At 49.7% G+C, this 18,434-nt stretch carries 20 protein-coding genes and 1 riboswitch; of the genes, 12 read left to right on the top strand and 8 right to left on the bottom strand.

The window, feature by feature from the left end; genetic code table 11:
* The first annotated feature begins 1 nt into the window (after window position 1).
* Window positions 2-763 carry a DeoR/GlpR family DNA-binding transcription regulator gene (locus B1728_RS20385; protein ID WP_079912233.1) on the top strand — a complete coding sequence of 254 codons (762 nt, stop codon included), beginning with the start codon at window positions 2-4 and terminating at the stop codon, window positions 761-763.
* 216 nt (window positions 764-979) lie between these two features.
* Window positions 980-1,396: a VOC family protein gene (locus B1728_RS20390; RefSeq protein ID WP_079912234.1), complete on the top strand. Its 417-nt coding sequence runs from the start codon at window positions 980-982 to the stop codon at window positions 1,394-1,396.
* Window positions 1,397-1,748: 352 nt separating this feature from the next.
* On the opposite strand, the gene B1728_RS20395 is transcribed toward B1728_RS20390, so the two are convergent.
* Window positions 1,749-2,591, bottom strand: a complete 843-nt coding sequence (locus tag B1728_RS20395) for a C40 family peptidase (RefSeq protein WP_256865434.1) — start codon at window positions 2,589-2,591, stop codon at window positions 1,749-1,751.
* A 3-nt stretch (window positions 2,592-2,594) separates the two neighbouring features.
* Window positions 2,595-2,742, bottom strand: a riboswitch (cyclic di-AMP (ydaO/yuaA leader).
* A gap of 306 nt (window positions 2,743-3,048) precedes the next feature.
* On the opposite strand from B1728_RS20395, the gene B1728_RS20400 reads away from it, so the two are divergent.
* The gene (locus B1728_RS20400) at window positions 3,049-4,029 is read left to right on the top strand and encodes an aldo/keto reductase (RefSeq protein ID WP_079912235.1); all 981 of its coding nucleotides are present in this window, start codon (window positions 3,049-3,051) and stop codon (window positions 4,027-4,029) included.
* A 91-nt stretch (window positions 4,030-4,120) separates the two neighbouring features.
* Here the strand turns inward: B1728_RS20400 and B1728_RS20405 are convergent, their stop codons facing one another.
* Together B1728_RS20405 and B1728_RS20410 are read right to left on the bottom strand one after the other, a co-directional pair.
* Complete coding sequence (locus B1728_RS20405) at window positions 4,121-4,963, bottom strand: aldo/keto reductase (protein ID WP_079912236.1); 843 nt, start codon at window positions 4,961-4,963, stop codon at window positions 4,121-4,123.
* A 59-nt stretch (window positions 4,964-5,022) separates the two neighbouring features.
* Window positions 5,023-6,231 (bottom strand): MFS transporter, encoded by a 1,209-nt coding sequence (locus B1728_RS20410; protein WP_079912237.1) that lies wholly within the window; start codon window positions 6,229-6,231, stop codon window positions 5,023-5,025.
* 152 nt (window positions 6,232-6,383) lie between these two features.
* Here B1728_RS20410 and B1728_RS20415 point away from each other — a divergent pair, with 152 nt between their 5' ends.
* The gene (locus tag B1728_RS20415) at window positions 6,384-6,782 is read left to right on the top strand and encodes a winged helix-turn-helix transcriptional regulator (RefSeq protein WP_079912238.1); all 399 of its coding nucleotides are present in this window, start codon (window positions 6,384-6,386) and stop codon (window positions 6,780-6,782) included.
* Window positions 6,783-6,959: 177 nt separating this feature from the next.
* Here B1728_RS20415 and B1728_RS20420 read toward each other — a convergent pair whose 3' ends face one another.
* A complete protein-coding gene (locus tag B1728_RS20420) occupies window positions 6,960-7,430 on the bottom strand; it encodes a hypothetical protein (RefSeq protein WP_079912239.1) in 471 nt (156 codons plus the stop codon).
* Window positions 7,431-7,680: 250 nt separating this feature from the next.
* On the opposite strand from B1728_RS20420, the gene B1728_RS20425 reads away from it, so the two are divergent.
* Window positions 7,681-7,947 (top strand): hypothetical protein, encoded by a 267-nt coding sequence (locus tag B1728_RS20425; RefSeq protein ID WP_079912240.1) that lies wholly within the window; start codon window positions 7,681-7,683, stop codon window positions 7,945-7,947.
* Window positions 7,948-8,314: 367 nt separating this feature from the next.
* The gene (locus B1728_RS20435) at window positions 8,315-8,512 is read left to right on the top strand and encodes a DUF4177 domain-containing protein (RefSeq protein ID WP_079912242.1); all 198 of its coding nucleotides are present in this window, start codon (window positions 8,315-8,317) and stop codon (window positions 8,510-8,512) included.
* A gap of 422 nt (window positions 8,513-8,934) precedes the next feature.
* Here the strand turns inward: B1728_RS20435 and B1728_RS20440 are convergent, their stop codons facing one another.
* Window positions 8,935-10,821, bottom strand: a complete 1,887-nt coding sequence (locus B1728_RS20440) for an FtsX-like permease family protein (protein WP_079912243.1) — start codon at window positions 10,819-10,821, stop codon at window positions 8,935-8,937.
* Entirely contained in the window at window positions 10,796-11,560 is a 765-nt protein-coding gene (locus B1728_RS20445; RefSeq protein ID WP_079912244.1) for an ABC transporter ATP-binding protein, read from the bottom strand. The genes B1728_RS20440 and B1728_RS20445 overlap by 26 nt, the downstream gene beginning before the upstream one ends.
* A 285-nt stretch (window positions 11,561-11,845) precedes the next feature.
* Between B1728_RS20445 and B1728_RS20450 the strand changes: the two genes are divergently transcribed.
* From B1728_RS20450 to B1728_RS20460, 3 genes are all read left to right on the top strand, one after another.
* Entirely contained in the window at window positions 11,846-12,760 is a 915-nt protein-coding gene (locus tag B1728_RS20450) for a DUF4097 family beta strand repeat-containing protein (RefSeq protein ID WP_079912245.1), read from the top strand.
* Window positions 12,761-12,836: 76 nt separating this feature from the next.
* Window positions 12,837-13,106, top strand: coding sequence for a DUF1294 domain-containing protein (locus B1728_RS20455; RefSeq protein WP_144027936.1), 270 nt, complete (start codon window positions 12,837-12,839; stop codon window positions 13,104-13,106).
* A gap of 164 nt (window positions 13,107-13,270) precedes the next feature.
* Entirely contained in the window at window positions 13,271-13,690 is a 420-nt protein-coding gene (locus B1728_RS20460; protein WP_256865435.1) for a ribosomal maturation YjgA family protein, read from the top strand.
* Window positions 13,691-13,834: 144 nt separating this feature from the next.
* Here the strand turns inward: B1728_RS20460 and B1728_RS20465 are convergent, their stop codons facing one another.
* Window positions 13,835-14,137, bottom strand: a complete 303-nt coding sequence (locus B1728_RS20465) for a GNAT family N-acetyltransferase (RefSeq protein WP_483310989.1) — start codon at window positions 14,135-14,137, stop codon at window positions 13,835-13,837.
* A gap of 22 nt (window positions 14,138-14,159) precedes the next feature.
* Window positions 14,160-14,627, bottom strand: coding sequence for a GyrI-like domain-containing protein (locus B1728_RS20470; protein WP_079912247.1), 468 nt, complete (start codon window positions 14,625-14,627; stop codon window positions 14,160-14,162).
* A gap of 306 nt (window positions 14,628-14,933) precedes the next feature.
* Here B1728_RS20470 and B1728_RS20475 point away from each other — a divergent pair, with 306 nt between their 5' ends.
* The 3 genes from B1728_RS20475 to B1728_RS20485 all read left to right on the top strand — a co-directional run bounded on the left by B1728_RS20475 (window position 14,934) and on the right by B1728_RS20485 (window position 18,420).
* The gene (locus B1728_RS20475; RefSeq protein ID WP_179136112.1) at window positions 14,934-15,410 is read left to right on the top strand and encodes a GNAT family N-acetyltransferase; all 477 of its coding nucleotides are present in this window, start codon (window positions 14,934-14,936) and stop codon (window positions 15,408-15,410) included.
* A gap of 164 nt (window positions 15,411-15,574) precedes the next feature.
* Window positions 15,575-17,290, top strand: coding sequence for an RNA polymerase sigma factor (locus B1728_RS20480; protein ID WP_179136113.1), 1,716 nt, complete (start codon window positions 15,575-15,577; stop codon window positions 17,288-17,290).
* Window positions 17,287-18,420: an ABC transporter substrate-binding protein gene (locus tag B1728_RS20485; protein WP_079912250.1), complete on the top strand. Its 1,134-nt coding sequence runs from the start codon at window positions 17,287-17,289 to the stop codon at window positions 18,418-18,420. The genes B1728_RS20480 and B1728_RS20485 overlap by 4 nt, the downstream gene beginning before the upstream one ends.
* The last annotated feature ends 14 nt before the right edge of the window (window positions 18,421-18,434 follow it).

Raw genomic sequence — 18,434 nt, forward strand, 5'->3', positions numbered from 1 at the left:
TATGCTAGCTGCGGAGCGTTACGAGAAAATTGTAAGTGTGGTCAATCAAAGAGGCGCTGTAAGAGTTTCTGAGCTTAGCGAGCTCTTTCAGGTGACGGAGGAGACGATTCGTCGGGATCTGGACCGTTTGGAGCAAGCAGGTCGCCTTGCCCGCTCACATGGCGGAGCGGTCAGTATCAAGGACGACCAGCAGCCGGAAATTCCTTATTTCGAACGGGAAATCACCTACGCCGAGGAGAAGAAAAGGATTGCCCAGGAAGCGATCAAGCGGATCGGTCCGAACGATCGGATTCTTCTTGATGCCAGCTCTACGGCCTGGTATATGGCTGCGGAAGTACCTGATCTTCCTCTGACCGTTCTTACCAATTCGATCAAGGTCGCAACGGAGCTGAGCAAAAAGGAGAAGATCGATGTGATCTCGACGGGGGGTATATTGGCACAACGTTCCTTATCCTTCGTCGGTCCTCTGGCAGAGCGTTCCCTGGATACTTATCATGTTGATAAGGTATTCCTATCCTGCAAGGGCGTCCATCTTGAGCGCGGAATCAGCGAGTCTAACGAGCTGCAGGCCCGCATCAAAGAGCGGATGATCGGTATCGCGGATGAAGTCATTCTTCTGGTCGACTCGAGCAAATTCGGCGTGCAAGCATTTACTCATGTTGCGGATTTGTCCGAAATCGATGTCGTTATTACGGATCGCCGCATAGAGAAAGAGATGGTAGAGCAGCTGCAGGATCTTGGAATTACGGTCATTACGGTATAAATAGAGTCCCTATGAGAGAGGATCTCCATATACATTATGTGAATAAAAAACGGTTGGCCAATGTATTGGCCGACCGTTTTTATTATCAAGATAGAACGGAAAGATTCCGATCGCGATAATTTATTAAACACTGCAGAATCACTGACACACCTTTGTCAGTGTGGGCCGAGTACAATAAGATTACCCAATATAAAGTGATCTTAGGAGGTCATGCAGATGCAAGGTGCACAAACGTTTCGAGGGATAGCTACAATCAGTTTTTGGGCGGATGATCTGGATAAGGCAAAAGCGTGGTACGCGGAGCTTCTTGGAATCGAACCGTATTTCGAGAGACCGGGCTATGCCGAATTCCGTCTTGGTGACTATCAGCAAGAGCTGGGACTGATTGATAGACGCTATGCACCCGCAGGTTTAGCGAAGGGCCCGGGAGGCGCGACACTTTATTGGCATGTAGACGATATATCTGCGGTTCTCGATAAGCTGTTGTCGATGGGGGCTGAGGAGCTCGAAGCGATGAAAGAGCGCGGCGGCGGCTTCATTACTGCCTCCGTTGTCGATCCGTTCGGCAACATTATCGGGATTATGAATAACCCGCATTATGTGAAGGTGAGGGACTCCATAAGAGGAGAATAGCTTGCGGGAGGATATGTCTGCCTTTAAGCTCTTGCGCTTCGGAAGTCTACTGTATATAAAAACAGGCTGCACAAGCAGCCCGTCAGGTTGTTGAAAAAAAGGTTTGCGAGAACTATGCTGCATACGGAGGTGGGGTGTGCCTCGGAAGAGTTTACGTCCGCCTTTGAAACCCGTGAAAATACCGCTAAATAGAATCACCTTTCACGGGTTTCAACCGCTGGGGGCTTTGCGTAGCAAAGCCTACTTCGGAAGCCTGGCTGTAGGGGTATACCCCACCCGAGTATATTGAGAAATAGTTCAAGCTCTATAGGTTTTTCAACAGACTCAGGCTGCACAAGCAGCCTGTTCCGCCTTACAACGTAATAGCCTTGGCCCCTATGTACCTGGAGCCCCAATAAGAGCTGTACAGCGAATCAATATGAACTCCGCGAGAATTCGTAGCCGAAATGAACTGCCCGTTCCCCAAGTAGATTCCGACATGGGAGGCCCCCGCGAAGAATACCAGGTCGCCCGGCGAAGGGTTGGCAACGGCGACTCCTACCGTATCGTACATCTCATTCGAGGTTCTGGGGAGATCGATTCCCTGGTTAGCGGCAATGACAAAACGGACGAATCCTGAACAATCAAACCCGTTCGGAGTACTGCCTCCCCATCGATAAGGAACGCCAAGATAGGCTTGGGCGAACTGCAGCATCGTATCCTGCTTCTTGGCTCTGTACCAGGCAGGGGCGTGGTACTTCCCATCCGCATCCACGATAGCAAGCTGATTGTCATTATCCCACTGCACTTTATAGCCGAGTGCTTCCGAAATGAAACGGAGCGGGATATATACGCTTCCCCGATCCATGCCGATCAAGGAAGTAACATCGATTTTTTTTCCGTTGACAAGCACAAACGTATCCCCGGTTTTCAACTCCAGGGTCTGATTTCCCTTATTCATGGAGACACGAATTTCTTTTCCTTCCCTGGACCAGTTGATCTGGTATCCAAGCGCTTCCATCAGTGGACGGAACGGTACCTGAAGCTGGGAGTAGGTGTCCACGACAGGCTGCCCCTCAGGAAAGTTCACGATCGTATCATTAACCTGAATCTTGACTCCTTCATCCAAAGCTGAGGCATGGGCATGTACTCCGGCAAAGAGACTGCAAGAAATAAATGCAAACGAAAAAATAAGCTTTTTTCCAAAAAACTTCAAAACCTGATTCCTCCTAATTGCCTCCGAGGTTAGTTGACGGGTTAGGGAGAGGTTGTCCCCTATTCATCCAATAAACCGACGAATATTCACCCCAAAATAAGATGTCCCCCGTACTAGCACTTATGCTGTGCTGATTCGGCATTTTTTACTAAAAGCTGTCCATACATTGTATTCGTGATTCCATCGGCGAATCAGTGGGTAAGCTTCGCCAAACGCTCCATCATTTTCCGAAAAAAAAGGATAACTTTTCATGAGCAGTTACCAAGATACACCATAGGGGGCCAAAGATAAAGGGACTTGCGGCACATTTTTGCATGGGAACAAGACTTACGCGGAGGTAACTTAATATCCCCGGACTGCCTATCTTACCTAATGTTGCGTACTGTTAAAAAAATCCAAGGAGCGGTATGATGAGAATGGAAAGTACCGCAGCACTCAAAATAAGGAGGTATGGGTTATGGAGTACACTTATTTAGGCCGTTCCGGATTGAAGGTGAGCAGGCTGTGCTTGGGAACCATGAACTTCGGCGTCGATACGGACGAATCGGAGGCTTATCGGATCATGGATGCGGCTGTAGATGCAGGGGTTAATTTTTTTGATACGGCGAATGTATACGGCGGGCCGGGTGCGCGAGGGAGAACAGAGGAGATTATCGGCCGTTGGTTCGCTCAAGGCGGAGGCCGCCGGGAGAAGGTCGTGCTGGCGACTAAGGTATACGGAGATATGGAGGACCCGAATGACGGGCCTAATGCGGCCAGAGGGCTCTCTGCTTATAAAATTAGACGACATTTGGATGCCTCATTGAAGCGGCTTCAAACCGATCATATTGAGCTGTACCAAATGCATCACGTGGATCGCCATGCTGCGTGGGATGAGCTCTGGGAAGCGTTCCGCGTGTCCATTTATCAAGGCAAAATCGGCTATGTGGGGGCCAGCAATTTTGCAGGGCGCGATTTGGTGAAGGCTCAATATGAAGCCAAGAACCGCCATTTCCTCGGTCTTGTGTCGGAGCAGCACAAATACAGCTTGCTGTGCAGATGGCCCGAGCTGGAGGTGCTCCCTGCGGCGGAGGAATTCGGAATCGGGGTTATCGCCTGGAGTCCTCTCGACGGCGGTCTTCTCGGCGGCAATGCGCTCAACCCTGCCCAAGGGTCGCGCAGCGTCCGCATCCAGGCTCGCGCCGAAGAGCGGCGCGGCCAGCTGGAGGCGTTCAGCAAGCTGTGCAAGGAGCTTGGCGAGAGCGAAGCCAATATAGCGCTGGCTTGGACATTAGTCCATCCGGCGATGACAGCGCCGATCATCGGACCAAGGACACTGGAGCAGTTCCAAAGCACGCTGCGTGTCACGGATATCAAGCTGGATGAGGACGTGCTGAAGCGGCTGGACGAGATTTTCCCCGGACCTGGCGGCGAAGCGCCTAAGGCGTATGCCTGGTAAGGCGGAATAGTCAATCATAAAAAAGCAGCGGCAAGCCAATGACATGGCTTTCATGTCCGGCTGCCGCTGCTTTTTTCATTCCATCATTTCATTAAAAATCAAAGTTGTCCGGATCCGGACCTACCCGAAGATTCTGATTCAATCGGTCTATTCGGTTCATATCATCGGCCGATAGCTCAAAGTCGAACAAATCCGCGTTTTCGATAATCCGCTGCTCTTTGGTGGATTTGGGAATCGTAATCACGCCATGCTGCAAATCCCAACGCAGAATCACCTGGGCTACTGATTTGCCGTACTTCGCCGCGAGCTCTTGAAGGTCAGGATGATCCAGTAGCTGGCCCTGCATGAGAGGAGACCAGGCTTCCAGCTGTATGCCCTGCTCCTTGCAGAAATCCCGCAGCTCCTGCTGCGTCAAGCGAGGGTGGAATTCAACCTGATTGACCGCAGGCTTGATCTCGGCATCCTTCATCAAGTCCTTCAGATGATGGACTTGGAAGTTGCTTACGCCAATGGCTTTGACGCGGCCTGCTTTATATAAAGTCTCCAATGCTCTCCAGGCCTCTTTGTATTTGCCTTGGACAGGCCAATGGATAAGGTACAGATCCAGGTAGTCCAAGCCCAGCTTCCGCAGGCTGGTTTCATAGGCGGCAAGGGTCGATTCAAAACCCAGGTCGGCATTCCAGACCTTCGAGGTGACGAATAGATCCTCTCTTCGGATAGAATGTTCCCGAATAGCCTCACGGATCCCTTCCCCTACGCTTGTTTCATTCTCATAAATAGCCGCCGTATCGATACTGCGGTAGCCGTGCTTAACGGCGGACGCAACGGCCTGCACCAGCTCGGAGCCTTCCGCCACTTTAAATACGCCGAGTCCGAGCCAAGGCATGTTCACTCCATTATTTAAGGTTACGGTATCTTGTACATGTTTACTCATTTTAATATAGCCTCCCAAGAATTTGTTAATAAAAAGATTGGTTTTGATTCAGCCTATAATCAGGCGGCACTGTCCAACTGAACGCGAGCTGCATCCTTTTTTTCCAAGACGCGGCTCCAGACTGTTAATATAATGGCTCCAAACACCATGACGGCACCAACCCAAGGGGTGTGGATAAGCCCCAATTGATTGACGACAACGCCTCCCAAGTAAGCGCCAATCGCAATACCTGCGTTGAACGCTGCAATATTGACGGCAGAGGCCACATCGATTGCTTTTGGTACGAATCGTTCGGCTAGCATCACTACATAGACCTGCAGGCCGGGCACGTTCATAAAGGCCAATAGCCCCATCAAGAAAATGGTCAGCAGACCCGCCGCTTTATATGGCGCTGTGAAGGTTAAGGCGGCTAGAACGACGAATTGCAAAATAAACATATAAAACAACGCGGTAATAGGCTTACGATTGGCCGCTTTGCCTCCAATCACATTACCGATAGCAATGGCAATGCCGTAGAGAAGAAGGAGCAGGGCGACCGTTGATTCCGGAAATCCGGTTATTTCATGAAGCAGCGGAGACAAATAGGTAAAGACCACGAAGGTTCCGCCGTATCCCAAGGCTGTAATGGCAAAGGCCAGAAGCAGACGCCCATGGGTAATAATCTTGATCTGCTCTTGCAGCCGGGTTTTTGTACCGGGGCGCAGACAAGAAGGGACCAAGACTACATTGGCCAGCAAGGCCGCCAGCCCAACGGCTGCGATAGCGATAAAGGCTGCTCTCCATCCCAATTGCTGACCGAGGAAGGTTCCCAGAGGAACTCCGGTCACTGTGGCCACCGTCAACCCGGAAAACATGATGGAAATCGCACTGGCCCTGCGATTCTCGGGCACAAGATCTGCCGCAATGGTCGATCCGATCGACATGAACACTCCGTGCGAGAATGCCGTAATCACTCGTGCCGCCAGTAACACGCCGATCCCGCTTGAAGTAGCCGCGATAGCATTACCGGTAATAAAGACGATCATGATCCATATCAGCAGCGTTTTCCGTGACAGGCCTGAGGTTAAGGAAGTCAGGATCGGGGCTCCGAAAGTAACCCCCAATGCATATAGAGTAACGGTAAGACCCGATGTCGTAATGGATATTTGTAAATCCTGTGCGATAAGGGGGAGCAGCCCTACGCTGATAAACTCCGTCGTTCCTATCGCAAAGGCGCTAATAGCCAATGCCAGCAGAGCTAGAGTACTTCTCCTTTGATCTAATGTCATTTTGTACCACTCCTATAGTATGGTCATCACCGGCCGGTAAGTGCTATTATGATGGATAAGCAAGTGAAAGGGAAGTACGTACCTTGAAGTGCTATAGGTACTTCGGAGTAATATAGGTACTAAAAAGTGCCTATAACAGGAGGGAACTGGCGATGATCAAAAAGAAATATAACATTTCCGTAGAAGCGACCTTAGAGGTCATCGGGGGCAAGTGGAAGTGCGTGATTCTATGTCATTTAACCCATGGGAAGAAAAGAACCAGCGATTTAAAGCGGCTGATGCCGGGCATCACCCAAAAAATGCTGACCCAGCAATTGAGGGAATTGGAGCAGGACGGTATCGTCAAACGGATTATTTACAATCAGGTTCCTCCCAAAGTGGAGTATGAGCTAAGCGAGTATGGCTGGAGCCTAAAATCGATTTTGGACTCGCTGTGCGCCTGGGGTGAGAAACATATTATTAAAGAATACGGAGATAAATTTGCCGTTCTGGAGGATAATATTCTTAACCACAAAACGGAGGCGGAGGATCCGGAGCTTCAGGAGGTTTAATTCTTTCCTGCTCCTTATGATACGGCGGGTTATATTCCCCTTCCATGCGGTTGGCTGTCTAACTGAGCGTTAGAAGGTGTTGTCTATATGGCGGTGTAAGCGGTGTGACCGGTACTGTCCGATCCGCCGCTCCATCCATACGGCCAATGTTTCTGCTAAATCCTCTTTCACTACGGACTACTCAAAATTAACCTTCAGAAAAGCTCTAATCACCATCAAGAAGGCTATTAATAATAGCACTAAATTTTCGACTGAAAAAGCTAACCAGTACTCTCTCTTTCTAAGCACCCCGAAAGGATTAGCAGCTAGAAAAATTGCAGCAGCGCCATACAGCAAAGCTACGTTGGTGCGATTCGTAATGTCGGACCAGCAAAGAAGGAATATAAAAAAATAGATGATAGAAATTAGAACGTTCTTGAACCCGTATACTCCCAAGCTCGGATCTGTCCAAAAATTGCTGCGTTCCGGCACGTCTCTTACAAAGCTGCCAAGGTTTCTGGTGAGGAACAGCCTATCATAAAAATTCGGGGAACGAGAGTACATGAACTGGACAATTGGATACATAACGACCAGGACAGCTCCTAAGAAGCCTAGCGATTTAATCAGTATGACCAAATAGGAAATCCAGTATGAAATCCAAAACATCATGCTGCACCATCCTTGTAAGCAATATGCTGGGAAACCTACCAGACGACATACGTCAACGACAATTATACCATATTCATCCAATAGGGAACTTTTATAATCATAGTAATATCGGGCTCATTTCTGCCAGTTCCTTTCTATTGATAGAACGGCGTGATGAGTCCATAGCGGCTTTAAAGCGGCTGTAGACCACTTGAAGCCTAGCGGACGGCTTATCCTGGATGGTATATAACACAATATAGAGGTAATCGATATGAAGTTATCGAGAGAAAGAGCTGAACAACTCGCGCTTGAATATGTAAATGAAGAAACGAATGAAAACTTCAAATTGGTGCTAGTTGATGTGGAAATTTCGAAAATTTCTCCAAAATATTGGGCAGCTGCTTTTGAGGTTAGAACTTCTGAAGGGCATATTATAGACAGTCCATTACTTATACTTGTCGATGATGATTTAGAAAAAGCAATGAGTTTAGATGAGGCTGTCGAGGCTCACATACATCAGGTATTGATAGAGTTATAATATTTTATAAATGAAGGAGCTGTTAACTACATGGATATTAGGGAATTTGAATACTTATGGACTACTGAGAAAGACATGCATGCTCTTCAAAAGATGAGCAATGGATATTTAATTATCAATATACATGATAATACAGCATTGATTATTGAGGACGACGATATAAATGACGCGGTAGTTACTGAGATGCTTAGACATAATTGCAAAGTTAATTTTTAAGAACGGGAAATAAACAGTAGGAGCCCCGATATGTTTAAATAGTAGAAAAACAAAGGGGAAGAAGAGAAAGAAGCATGGGATGAAATAAGCAAAGAGATCAAGGGTTAGCACCTAATGAAAATTCAAACCAAAGGAAAGGAAGAATCGATTTATGGAACAGTGGGAATATAAGACACTTAAGTTTTTTACAAAAGGATTCTTTGCCGGAGGAAAGTTAGATTTGGATGAGTTCGACAACGAAATCAATGTAATGGGTTCTAATGGATGGGAACTGGTGTCCTGCTTTGATACTAGTCAACATCAAGGATCGTCTAGAGAAGTTATTTGTGTATTCAAAAGAAGGAAGTAGATATTAACGTCGCCAGACGATTGCGAGACCGACCGGCCGGCCGGCCGTTGCCTAGTAACCGAGGCATTGCTTGCTCCAAGCACCCGTCTATCCGGAATTCCAATATCAAGACAAATTCAGACTACTTATGAAATGAATGAAATTCCTACTTCGGGAATTGCGCATATGGGGAAACCTGGGGGGGCGACATCTGAAGCACGTCGATGATGGCGAAACCTCGTGTAGGTTCAGCTGTTCTATAATTGTTCTAGCCGGATCGGAATGCCTTCTAATCTCAAATCGATTGCATTCATCTATAGGTCCATTGCCGCCACGAAAAAAAACACCTCAAGATTGTGCCCATATCTTACGACATGGTTGCGTCTTCTTGAAGGTGTTTTCATTTGTCTCACTCCATGGGGTCAACCCCAAGCTTACTTACGTCAGGACACTTCCTTCAATTTCTTCACATAATTGGCGCGAATGAACAGGAAGTACACGATTTGAATGACTGCGAATGTGCCAAGTACGAGCGCGGATTCCTTGAACAAATTGACGCCGAACGTATTTTGCAGCGTATTCAGCGCCACCGCTCCGTGCACGACGGCCACGACGATCGGCACGAAGAATAGCAGACCGATCTGCGTTGACACAATTTTCGACAGTTCGGCTTCCGTCAGCCCTAGCTTCGTAATAGCGCGGTACTGCACACGATCATGGGGCAGGTCGGCATACAGCCGGAAGTACAGGAAGCTGCCCGCGGCGACGTAAAACACCGCTCCGATGAACAATCCGGTTAACAAGATTTGACCGAACGATTGGTTGTTTTCGTTCACTGCGTAGGAGCGCGACATAAAGTCGAACTCTTTGCCGCCTTCAGACAGCTGCGCGACCAGCTGCTTGGATACGGCCAAGGTCCGCTGCCAATCCTTCACGTCATACACAAAGGAGATGGAATCATCCTTCGAGTCCGGCAGCGCCTGGAAAGCGGCATCGGAGACAACGGCGAAATCATAAAACTCCAGCTGCCGCAGTTGAACCGGCATGACATTCTCCGCGGTCACGGCGAATCCGCCGACTCCCGGCACATCGATCTGCTTCGTTAGGCCGCGGGTCTGCCCGCCGAAGCCCATATCATCGGGATAGAACAGCAGGGCTTCTTTGTCGGCCACGGCGACATGGGTATTCAATAAAGCATTGTAATCGGCCGCTGAAATGAATTTGTACTTCTTTTTCGTCTGTGCGTCAGTAATCGCCTTTTTGTGGATAACGAACGGTTGATAATCGATACCTTCATTTTTTAACGCTTGCTCGATGAGCGCTGTATGCTCGTTCTGCTTGCTGTTGCCGGCATAGGATTCGTATTTGAAGGTCGGAAGCGCTTCGGACAGCTGTCCCGTAAACATCGATTTCATCCCCACCAGCGTGCCGATGGCGCAGAAGGCTACGGTCGAAATCATCGCTACCAGGAAAAACATCCGCGCATTATCTTTCATGCGGTAGGCCAAGTCCGATAGCGTGATCATATTCGTCTGGCTGCGGTACAGGCTTTGCTTGGTTTTCAGCTTGTTGATAACATAGACGCTCAGTTGCGTGAATAAGAAATAGGTACCAATGCTGACTATAACCACAACCGGGAGCAGAGCCAACAATACGAGCGCTCCCTTGACAATGAACGCGACGGCGTAGCCGAGGGCGATCAGCGCGGCCGCCAGAATAGCCAGCAGCATGGAGGCTTTGGGCTCGGGCTTCGGCTTGGCCGTTCCCTTCAGCAGGTCTATGAGCGAGCTGCTGCGCAGAATAACGGCGGTGAACAGCGAGATGAATACGAACAGCAGCGTGAACGCCACGAACGTAAACAAGGCCGCCCTGACCGGCCAATAGAACGTAAGCGGATGCTCCAGCGTCAGGAGAGACGTCCCCAGCATCAAGATGCCTTTGGAGAGCAGCAGTCCGACGATAATGCCCGATACGGTCGAAGCCAAGCCGATGATGACATTTTCCAAGAAGACCAGCCGCCGCAGCTGCAGATCCGACATCCCGTGCATGAGGCAAATGCCGAATTCTTTCTTGCGCGACTTCAGAAACGCACTCATTGAATACAAGATAAAGAAGAACGTGAATACATAAATGATATATTGCGATACGTCCATGCTTGTTTGAGCGCCCTGGCCGTACGAGCCTTTATCGGAGAAGTCCAGCTCCGGATGGAAGGCCAGCATCGAGTAGACGAAGAAGATCATCACCGAAAACGCGCTGCTGAAAAAGTAGCCGGCATACAGCCGTTTGTTGCGGATGACGTTCTTAAAGGCGAACTGACGAAAGTTCATCGGGCGTCCCCCCTATAGACGTTAATACGTTCATAATATCCTCGAAAAATTCCTGCCGACCGTCCATGCGCAGCAGCTCCCTGTACAACGTACCGTCCTTGATAAAAATAATCCGGTCACAGTAGCTGGCCGCCTGGGCGTCATGCGTCACCATCATCATCGTCGCGCCGTCTTCCTTATTCAGCTTCTGCAGTGTCTCCAGCACATCCTTGGCCGCCTTGGAATCGAGATTCCCCGTCGGCTCGTCGGCCAGAATCAGCTTCGGGTCGTGGATAATCGCCCGGGCAATGGCCGTTCGCTGGGATTGACCGCCGGAGATTTCATACGTACGCTTGTTCAAAATATTGGAGATGCCAAGCTTGTCCGCGATCCGGTTCACCCGCTCGTCCTGCTCCCGGATACTGACATTTTCCAGCGTGAGAGGGAAAATAATATTTTCCTTCACCGTCAATGTGTTTAACAGGTTGAAATCCTGAAAGACAAAGCCGAGCTCGCGGCGGCGGAATAAAGCCAGCTGATGCTTGTTCAGCGAGAACGCGTTCTTCCCGTCAATGTGCACTTCCCCGGAAGAAGGCTTGTCGATCGTAGAGATGACATTGAGCAGGGTGGTTTTCCCGCTGCCGGACGGCCCCATGACGCCGACAAATTCTCCCTTGCGCACCGTCAAATTCAGGTTCGACAGCGCTTGATACGTGACTTGGCCTTCGTAGACTTTGGATACATTGCGAACTTCCAGCATGGTAAATCAACACGCTCCTTTTTGAAATGGATTCTATATTCACACAGTACCCGTTTCGAAGCCAAGCAGCCATTGATTTACCTTACACTACCTTTCAATTTTGTCATGTTGGGGATCGGTGATTGTCTCTGGATTGGCTGATAGAAATGGCCTGCATCACCTGGACCTAAGTCGGGGAATGATTCAATCCGCGGGTCCAGTGCGGCGTAACGATCGTTCATGGTAAATTAAGTATGCTCCTACAACGGGCAAACGAGATATGATGGATCGATCGGGGGATTAACAATGAAGAATGAAACTATCAAAGGGAAGCTGCTTATTGTGGCAGGGGTAGTCATCCTTGCGGCTTTCTGTGTCAATGAGTATGGCTTCGCCAAAAATCTGTTCTCTTGGAGCACCAAGCCTGTCCATATAGAGAAATCGGTCCAAGCAGCGGAGCTTCGCCATTTGCTAGTGGATACGGATAGCGCGGATGTCAATATCATTAATGGATATTCCGGGGATATTGAAGTCCGATTGGACGGAAATGTAAAGCAGGAAGCTGCGGATCGAGTTCAGCTGAAGGTAGAGCCTCAAGGGGATACCTTGAAGTTGAAGGTGGAGAACCCGGATGGCTTCCAGCTGGGATTGAACTTCTCGGCTTTGAAGCTGACCGTAGAATTGCCGGAGCTGGATTGGCAGACCGTGAAGGTACATACGGAAAGCGGAGATATCAGCCTGGAAGAGCTGAAGGGAAAGACTGTTAATATTTCGGCAAGCAGCGGAGATATTACGGTGAAGGACGTTGAATCCGGACAATTGACGCTGGAAGCGAAATCAGGAGATATTATAACGCAGGATTATACGGCTGAAGCTCTGATTTTTCAAACGGGAAGCGGAGATGTGAGGCTAGTTAACGGGCAGTCCTCTATCCAGGGAGAGACCCAATCGGGCGATATTGTTGTGAAAGTAGACGATTTGGACAAGGACGTGAATCTTAAAGCTGAGAGCGGCGATGTTAAGGTTTATGTGGAGAAGGAGCCTAAGTCGTTAACGGTTCAGTATAATGGGGGTTCAGGCAGCGGACAAATCGGCTGGGATGGCGTAACTTATGTGGAACGGGGGGAGGACAACCACAAGCTGAAAGGGGTTTTCGGTGCCGGTGAGACTCATCTGAAGGTTCGTACGGGATCGGGGGAGTTCTGGCTGGGGCAGCAGTAGTCATAGCGACGCGATAAGCATCTGCTCTACGAAACGATGCTGGGCATACAATTTATTAGGAAAGGCTGTTAGTGAAATGTATATCATAATAATTTACCTGATTATCCTAAATGCCGCTGGTTTTTTCATGATGGGGTATGATAAGGTTCAATCCAGAAGAGGAGGCCGGCGCATTCCCGAGAAGCGTTTGATGACCCTTGCTGCAGCAGGGGGCGCTCTTGGGACTTGGGCCGCTATGAGGCTGCATAGACACAAGACCAAGCATATGAAATTCGTGGCAGGAGTTCCGCTGCTATTTCTATTGAATGTTGTGTGTGTCTATTACGTGTATAAGCTGATTTCGTAGGTGACGAGCTTCGGAACCATCGGACTGTAGGTATAAAATACATAGCTCAAGAGGCGATCATCGTTAGTGATTTATCACCGGAGCGTTATTGTATGAGGCGAAGCATTTTGGGACAATGGATGGCAAGAGCTATTGTATACAAATAGGAACTGGGATGATTGCCGTTGCGTTCACGCATCAATTATTTGCTTGCCATAATAGTAACTATAATTTTAGGTTTAAGCTCAAGGAAATTTTCCGCTCTGCTGCCTGAATGGATCGCCGAGAATGCCGGGGATATGCTGTGGGCCGGTATGGTTTATTTTGGCTTCCGGCTTTGCTTCATCAAGAGGGGACTACTATGGGCGGCTGGAAGCGGGACCTTGTTCAGCTTCGCCATCGAATTCAGCCAGCTCTATCAGGCGGAATGGATCGTTGCTCTAAGGAATACGGTATTAGGGGCGCTGGTGCTGGGAAAAGGATTTCTCGCGGTGGACCTGGTCCGGTATATCTTCGGCATTGCGATCGCGTACTGCCTCGATTATTGCGTGCTGTATCGCAAAAAAAGAGGGGCTGAACGGGAGACGGATGATTCTCGGAAGTAAAAGAAAAACCGCCCACTCAGGGCGGATGATTTGTACCATCGGCTTAAGACCGTTTCGCATGATATAGCACATGCTTCTCCAATGGATGATCCTTTGCAACCCTGGGATGATCGAAGAATTTTATAAAGTTCATTCCGATTTTGGTCATTGCTTCAAACGCCATCCGATTTCGATGCAAGGCGTAAAATCGGCCGCAAAGGCTGCCCGCCGAAAGCCTATAAACCCTACAAATGCTTTGGTTTCCTTCAATTCCACAGCGTACAACCCAAACCCGCATTCCTCGAATTCAGATAGGATCGATGTATAGAAAGCATCGGTTTCATCGGCGGACATGGTTTTGGGAAAATACCTCATGACCCGTTCATCTGCGTTGAGTTGGCGAAAAGGCTCCAGATCGGTTTCCTCCCAGTCACGCAGCAGCAGTCTCGACGTTTCTATGTAGATCATGATATACCTCCGAACAAGGATCTTACTCCGTTACTTTGGGAAAATAAATTTCCGTGATTCCACGGGGCTGCAAGTTTTCGTTAAAGGATTCAAATCGGGCTTTCGCGATATCCAGTCCGTATTTCTTTTGATGAGCCGGGGTGCAGAAAAACTGCCAAAAGGAACAAATGTATTTTTCCTCGAATCGAAATACGGCATATTCTTCATCAGGTAGATGCAGAGATACCATTCCCTCAGGAATTTCTTCCGGCTGGTCCACCCGCAATCCTACTGTCATCCTGGATCCATTCTCATGAATCAGCATATACGTATTCTCATCCAAGGGTCCACTAATTTCATGTTTCCTTGCATCCAGTCTAGCGAATAGCTGCTTCTCGTCTTCATAAGATTGGGGCAATGGATTTTGTACTCCAACAAACCATCTTCCTTGGAAACGTTCCGTTCGTGTACTCCAGAGCGATTCCATGTCTACCGTCTTTTGTTCGGACAATTGGCATCACCTTTCTTTTATTTTTTCATGTGAAATCGGAGTGAGCAGTTTGTATGCAGACGGAAAATCAGTAGTCCTTCAAATCATTGTGTCAATTACCAGATCCTGTATTTCATTATAGCGTCTTGACGGTGGACAGAAAATCTTTTTTTTGGAAACCTTCAGCTTGTTGGCGATCCTCTCAGATGTTGCCGCTAAGGGGAACCCCTTGCTTACTGCCCTTCGAAGAGGTTATTCTTACCACAATGGCGATAAAACCAAGCATGGAACGGTCGCTCAGCTGAAATAGATAAAGGAGGGCTTACATTGGATTGTCGTCTTGCCCTATATCGTGCGGAATGGGACGCCGCCATTCGCGCTCTGGAGCTGGAAGAGGAGCAAAAGAAATTCGTTGCGCTGCCAAGCGCCGTTATCGATTTGTCCCTGGAGGACGATGCCCGGCATCCGGTCGTGATTCTCATGGAAGGGGAGCCTGCAGGATTTTTTGTGCTGCATCATAGCGAGGAGTTTCAAGCCTTGGCAGGCAATGAGAATGCCCTGCTGCTGCGTGCTTTTTCCATTGACAGGAACCATCAAGGGAAAGGGCTGGCAGGAATCGTGATGAATCAGCTGCCTGAATTTGTGATCCGTCATTTTCCCGAGGCGAATGAAATTGTGCTTGCCGTTAATGAGAGCAACACGATTGCAAAGCGGCTGTATGAGAAGGCGGGCTTTCAACATAAAGGAATGACGAGAGCAGGCCGGAGCGGGAAGGAGCTTCTCCTTCATTATTCGCTGCATTGATAATCATACGGTTACGAGAGCTGCTGGATGAAATGACCAATGGAGAATCATATCTGGAAGGATATCCAAGCGGGACGTCGAAAGCTTTGAAAAAAGTTTTCGGCGTTTTTGTTGTGTGCACAGTCCTAATTGGCATCTATAGAGTAAGGGGAGGTGAATTTCGGATGAAGCCCAGTGGCGATGCAGCGGAGCATGACGTTCCTTGCCCGGACGATGGGGAAATGGCGGAGCGTGCCCGAATGGGCGACATGGAAGCGTTCGGTGAGCTGATAGGGCGGCACAGGAGCAAAGCGCTCGGATTGGCGAACCAAATGGCCAAGGACAACGGATGGGCGGAGGATATCACGCAGGAAGCGCTTATCAAGGCGTTCCTGCATGTCGGAAAGCTTGTGAATCCGGAGCGCTTCGCCGTCTGGTTAAGGCAAATTGTAAAGAATGAGGCGTACATGAAGCTTCGTAGAGGAGGTCCGTACGGCAAGGAAATGCCGATCTCCAGCATCATCTCTGGCATGGACCCAGGCAAGCCGGCTGATCAAGAGGATGCATTGGAAAGACTGCTTACCCGTATGGGCGAGGAGCAGCAGGCGGAGTCCGAACCGCAGAAAGCGCTTCTGCGCAAGGAGTGGCTGTCCTTGTTCCGAAGCCTGCTTCCGTGTTTGAATGAGCGGGAGCGCGGCATGTTTGAGGCGTATTTCTTCCTGCAGCTGACAGCGGATGAGGTGGCGGAGCGTTATGGAACGACTACGGGCAGCGTTCGCACCTACTTGTACCGCTCCAAAGCCAAAATTCAAAAAAGAGCGCTGGCAAAAGGAGAACGATACGATTGGACGACTCCGTCCCAGGTAGTTCGGAAAAATGCCCTATCCATGCCGACAGGCATTCCGGATAGTAAGGATACCTATGCGGACCGGATCGGCAAGCTGCTGCGGGCAAGGGGCGAGGCTGTAACGGCGGCGGAGGTAATGGGGAGAAGCGGGCATGCGTTTCGACTGGCGGTGTCCAAGCTCAATACATACGCCGACGGGTTGTTTGTATTCGATTGGAAGCTGGACATCCGGGAGCTGGTCGGAGGCTACGGCTACGAGCCTGTCTTTTTGACGGGACAGCTGGAAGGGACGCCGGTTCCGGTCCGTCAGGTAGCTATGATGTTCGAGGTGGTTCCGGCGGATGAACAAGCCGTCATGTCATTCATAAGACGATTCATCGATTGCGGCTGTCCGGTGCTGTTTTTTGACACGTACGTTCAGCGTCCATTTGTATACGAGTGGAATTTGATTTATAGCTACAACGATATGGAACGGATCGTGGAGCTGACGGACGTGACGCCCCCTTATCGGAAAACGTTGAGTTATGAGGAGGTCGCTGCATCCCCGCTGCGATTTTTATGTGGACTGCAGAAAACGGGCCGGAAGACGAACGTTAACGATATTGGGCAAATCCTTCAACAAATCATCGGTCAAGCACGTGCAAAAGGAAACGAAGAGCATGCCTTCGGCATTCACGCCTACGGGCATTGGATTCGCCATCTGCATAGCGGTCCAAGGCTGGCTAACGCTTATGGACATCGCTATTTGGCCTATACCAGCTCCAGTGCCAGAATGTTCGCAGGCCGTTTCTTACGATCGTTAGGCACGAACCAGCATGAGGAAGGCGTTCTCGGGGATGCAGCTGCTTTATATGAGGAGTCGGCGGAGTGCTTAAGGCAAGTCAGTGAAGCGGCCCCCCTGCTGGGCGAGTATGAATGGACTGCCCATAGCTTGAGCAAGGCGGCTGGCTGGCTCGACCAAGCTAGACAGGCGGAGGAGCAGGCGGTCCGGCTGTTGGAAGACTATGTGCAGGTGTTAGGTATGAAAAATAAAAATCAGGGGGAATTAGGGTGAGCGCAACGAAAGTTCTTACTGTCATTACGCAGGCTAACGGAAAAGGCTTGGAGGCCTTGTACCAAAAGACGGATCAATTTATGGCGCGCCATGCCGGCATCGAGGTGCAAATTGAACAGGCGAACGGCAACTTCAATGTGTTGAACAAAATTAAAAGCGATGAACCGGCGGATATTATCCATTTATCGGAGAGTGTGTTCGGACCGTATTTGCGCCAAGGGCTTATTCTAGACCTAATGCCCTATTTACAGCAGGATGCTGAAATTTCCCCGGAGGACTTCCATGGAGGCGCTCTTGCCGGGCCGACCGATGACGGCAAGCTGGCGGCGCTGCCTGTCGATATCGCCGTACCTCTCATTTATTACCGCAAGAAAGCATTCGCGGAAGCAGGAATTGAGGAGCCGCATGATGGCTGGACCTTCGAGGAATTTAGGGAGATTGCAAGCCGTCTGACGAAGGACGAGCAATACGGACTGAGGCTTGGTGTCGACATCGAATGGTTCGAGCCGTTCGTCAAGCGAAGCGGCGGAGCCTACTTCTCGCCTGACGGAAGCACGGCGCAGGGCTATGTAGACGGCGAAGCGACGGCTGCGGCGCTGCAGATGATTGTCGACTGGTTCCGGGTGCAGCGTATCGTACCAATGCCGGGCACCACCGGGGAAGGGGATCAAGCCTTTACCGAGCGGTTTGCCATGGTGTATGACTTTTCCTGGTGGATTCCTTTCGTAACGCATCAGCGCAAGGAGGAGTACGGTGTTGTGGGCTTGCCGCGATCGGCCGATGGGCAGGATACGACGATGATGTACATGGGCGGCTACGGGATATCATCCCGATGCGAGCATCCGGAGATGGCATGGGAGCTTCTGAAGGAGCTATCCGTTCCGAAGGAGGGCTATCCGCTAAGTCAGCTGCCTGCAGCCAAATCAACTGCAGGGAGACTCGGTACAGCGAACCATCCGTTCTTGAAGGTGGCTCTTGCCGAGCTGGATAAAGCATCAAGAAGCGCCTTTTATGTAAGCCAAAAATGGAATGCCAACCGGGAGCTCGTGAAGCAGGATCTGATGAGCTGGATTGCAGAGGGCGCCGAGATCCGTGCTTCACTTCGCAAATGGGCGGAAGCTTTAGGGTAACACTTGGGGTAAAT

The sequence above is a fragment of the Paenibacillus sp. 32352 genome (assembly GCF_002042965.1).
GTDB classification, from domain to species: domain Bacteria; phylum Bacillota; class Bacilli; order Paenibacillales; family NBRC-103111; genus Paenibacillus_S; species Paenibacillus_S vulneris.

What these genes read in the sequence shown, in the direction of transcription:
- B1728_RS20435 (WP_079912242.1), top strand. Translation starts at nt 8,315, where the DNA reads ATGGAACAGTGGGAATATAAGACACTTAAGTTTTTTACAAAAGGATTC.
- B1728_RS20440 (WP_079912243.1), bottom strand. Translation starts at nt 10,821, where the DNA reads ATGAACTTTCGTCAGTTCGCCTTTAAGAACGTCATCCGCAACAAACGG.
- B1728_RS20385 (WP_079912233.1), top strand. Translation starts at nt 2, where the DNA reads ATGCTAGCTGCGGAGCGTTACGAGAAAATTGTAAGTGTGGTCAATCAA.
- B1728_RS20420 (WP_079912239.1), bottom strand. Translation starts at nt 7,430, where the DNA reads ATGATGTTTTGGATTTCATACTGGATTTCCTATTTGGTCATACTGATT.
- B1728_RS20415 (WP_079912238.1), top strand. Translation starts at nt 6,384, where the DNA reads ATGATCAAAAAGAAATATAACATTTCCGTAGAAGCGACCTTAGAGGTC.
- B1728_RS20405 (WP_079912236.1), bottom strand. Translation starts at nt 4,963, where the DNA reads ATGAGTAAACATGTACAAGATACCGTAACCTTAAATAATGGAGTGAAC.
- B1728_RS20480 (WP_179136113.1), top strand. Translation starts at nt 15,575, where the DNA reads ATGAAGCCCAGTGGCGATGCAGCGGAGCATGACGTTCCTTGCCCGGAC.
- B1728_RS20410 (WP_079912237.1), bottom strand. Translation starts at nt 6,231, where the DNA reads ATGACATTAGATCAAAGGAGAAGTACTCTAGCTCTGCTGGCATTGGCT.
- B1728_RS20445 (WP_079912244.1), bottom strand. Translation starts at nt 11,560, where the DNA reads ATGCTGGAAGTTCGCAATGTATCCAAAGTCTACGAAGGCCAAGTCACG.
- B1728_RS20450 (WP_079912245.1), top strand. Translation starts at nt 11,846, where the DNA reads ATGAAGAATGAAACTATCAAAGGGAAGCTGCTTATTGTGGCAGGGGTA.
- B1728_RS20425 (WP_079912240.1), top strand. Translation starts at nt 7,681, where the DNA reads ATGAAGTTATCGAGAGAAAGAGCTGAACAACTCGCGCTTGAATATGTA.
- B1728_RS20390 (WP_079912234.1), top strand. Translation starts at nt 980, where the DNA reads ATGCAAGGTGCACAAACGTTTCGAGGGATAGCTACAATCAGTTTTTGG.
- B1728_RS20465 (WP_483310989.1), bottom strand. Translation starts at nt 14,137, where the DNA reads ATGATCTACATAGAAACGTCGAGACTGCTGCTGCGTGACTGGGAGGAA.
- B1728_RS20400 (WP_079912235.1), top strand. Translation starts at nt 3,049, where the DNA reads ATGGAGTACACTTATTTAGGCCGTTCCGGATTGAAGGTGAGCAGGCTG.
- B1728_RS20455 (WP_144027936.1), top strand. Translation starts at nt 12,837, where the DNA reads ATGTATATCATAATAATTTACCTGATTATCCTAAATGCCGCTGGTTTT.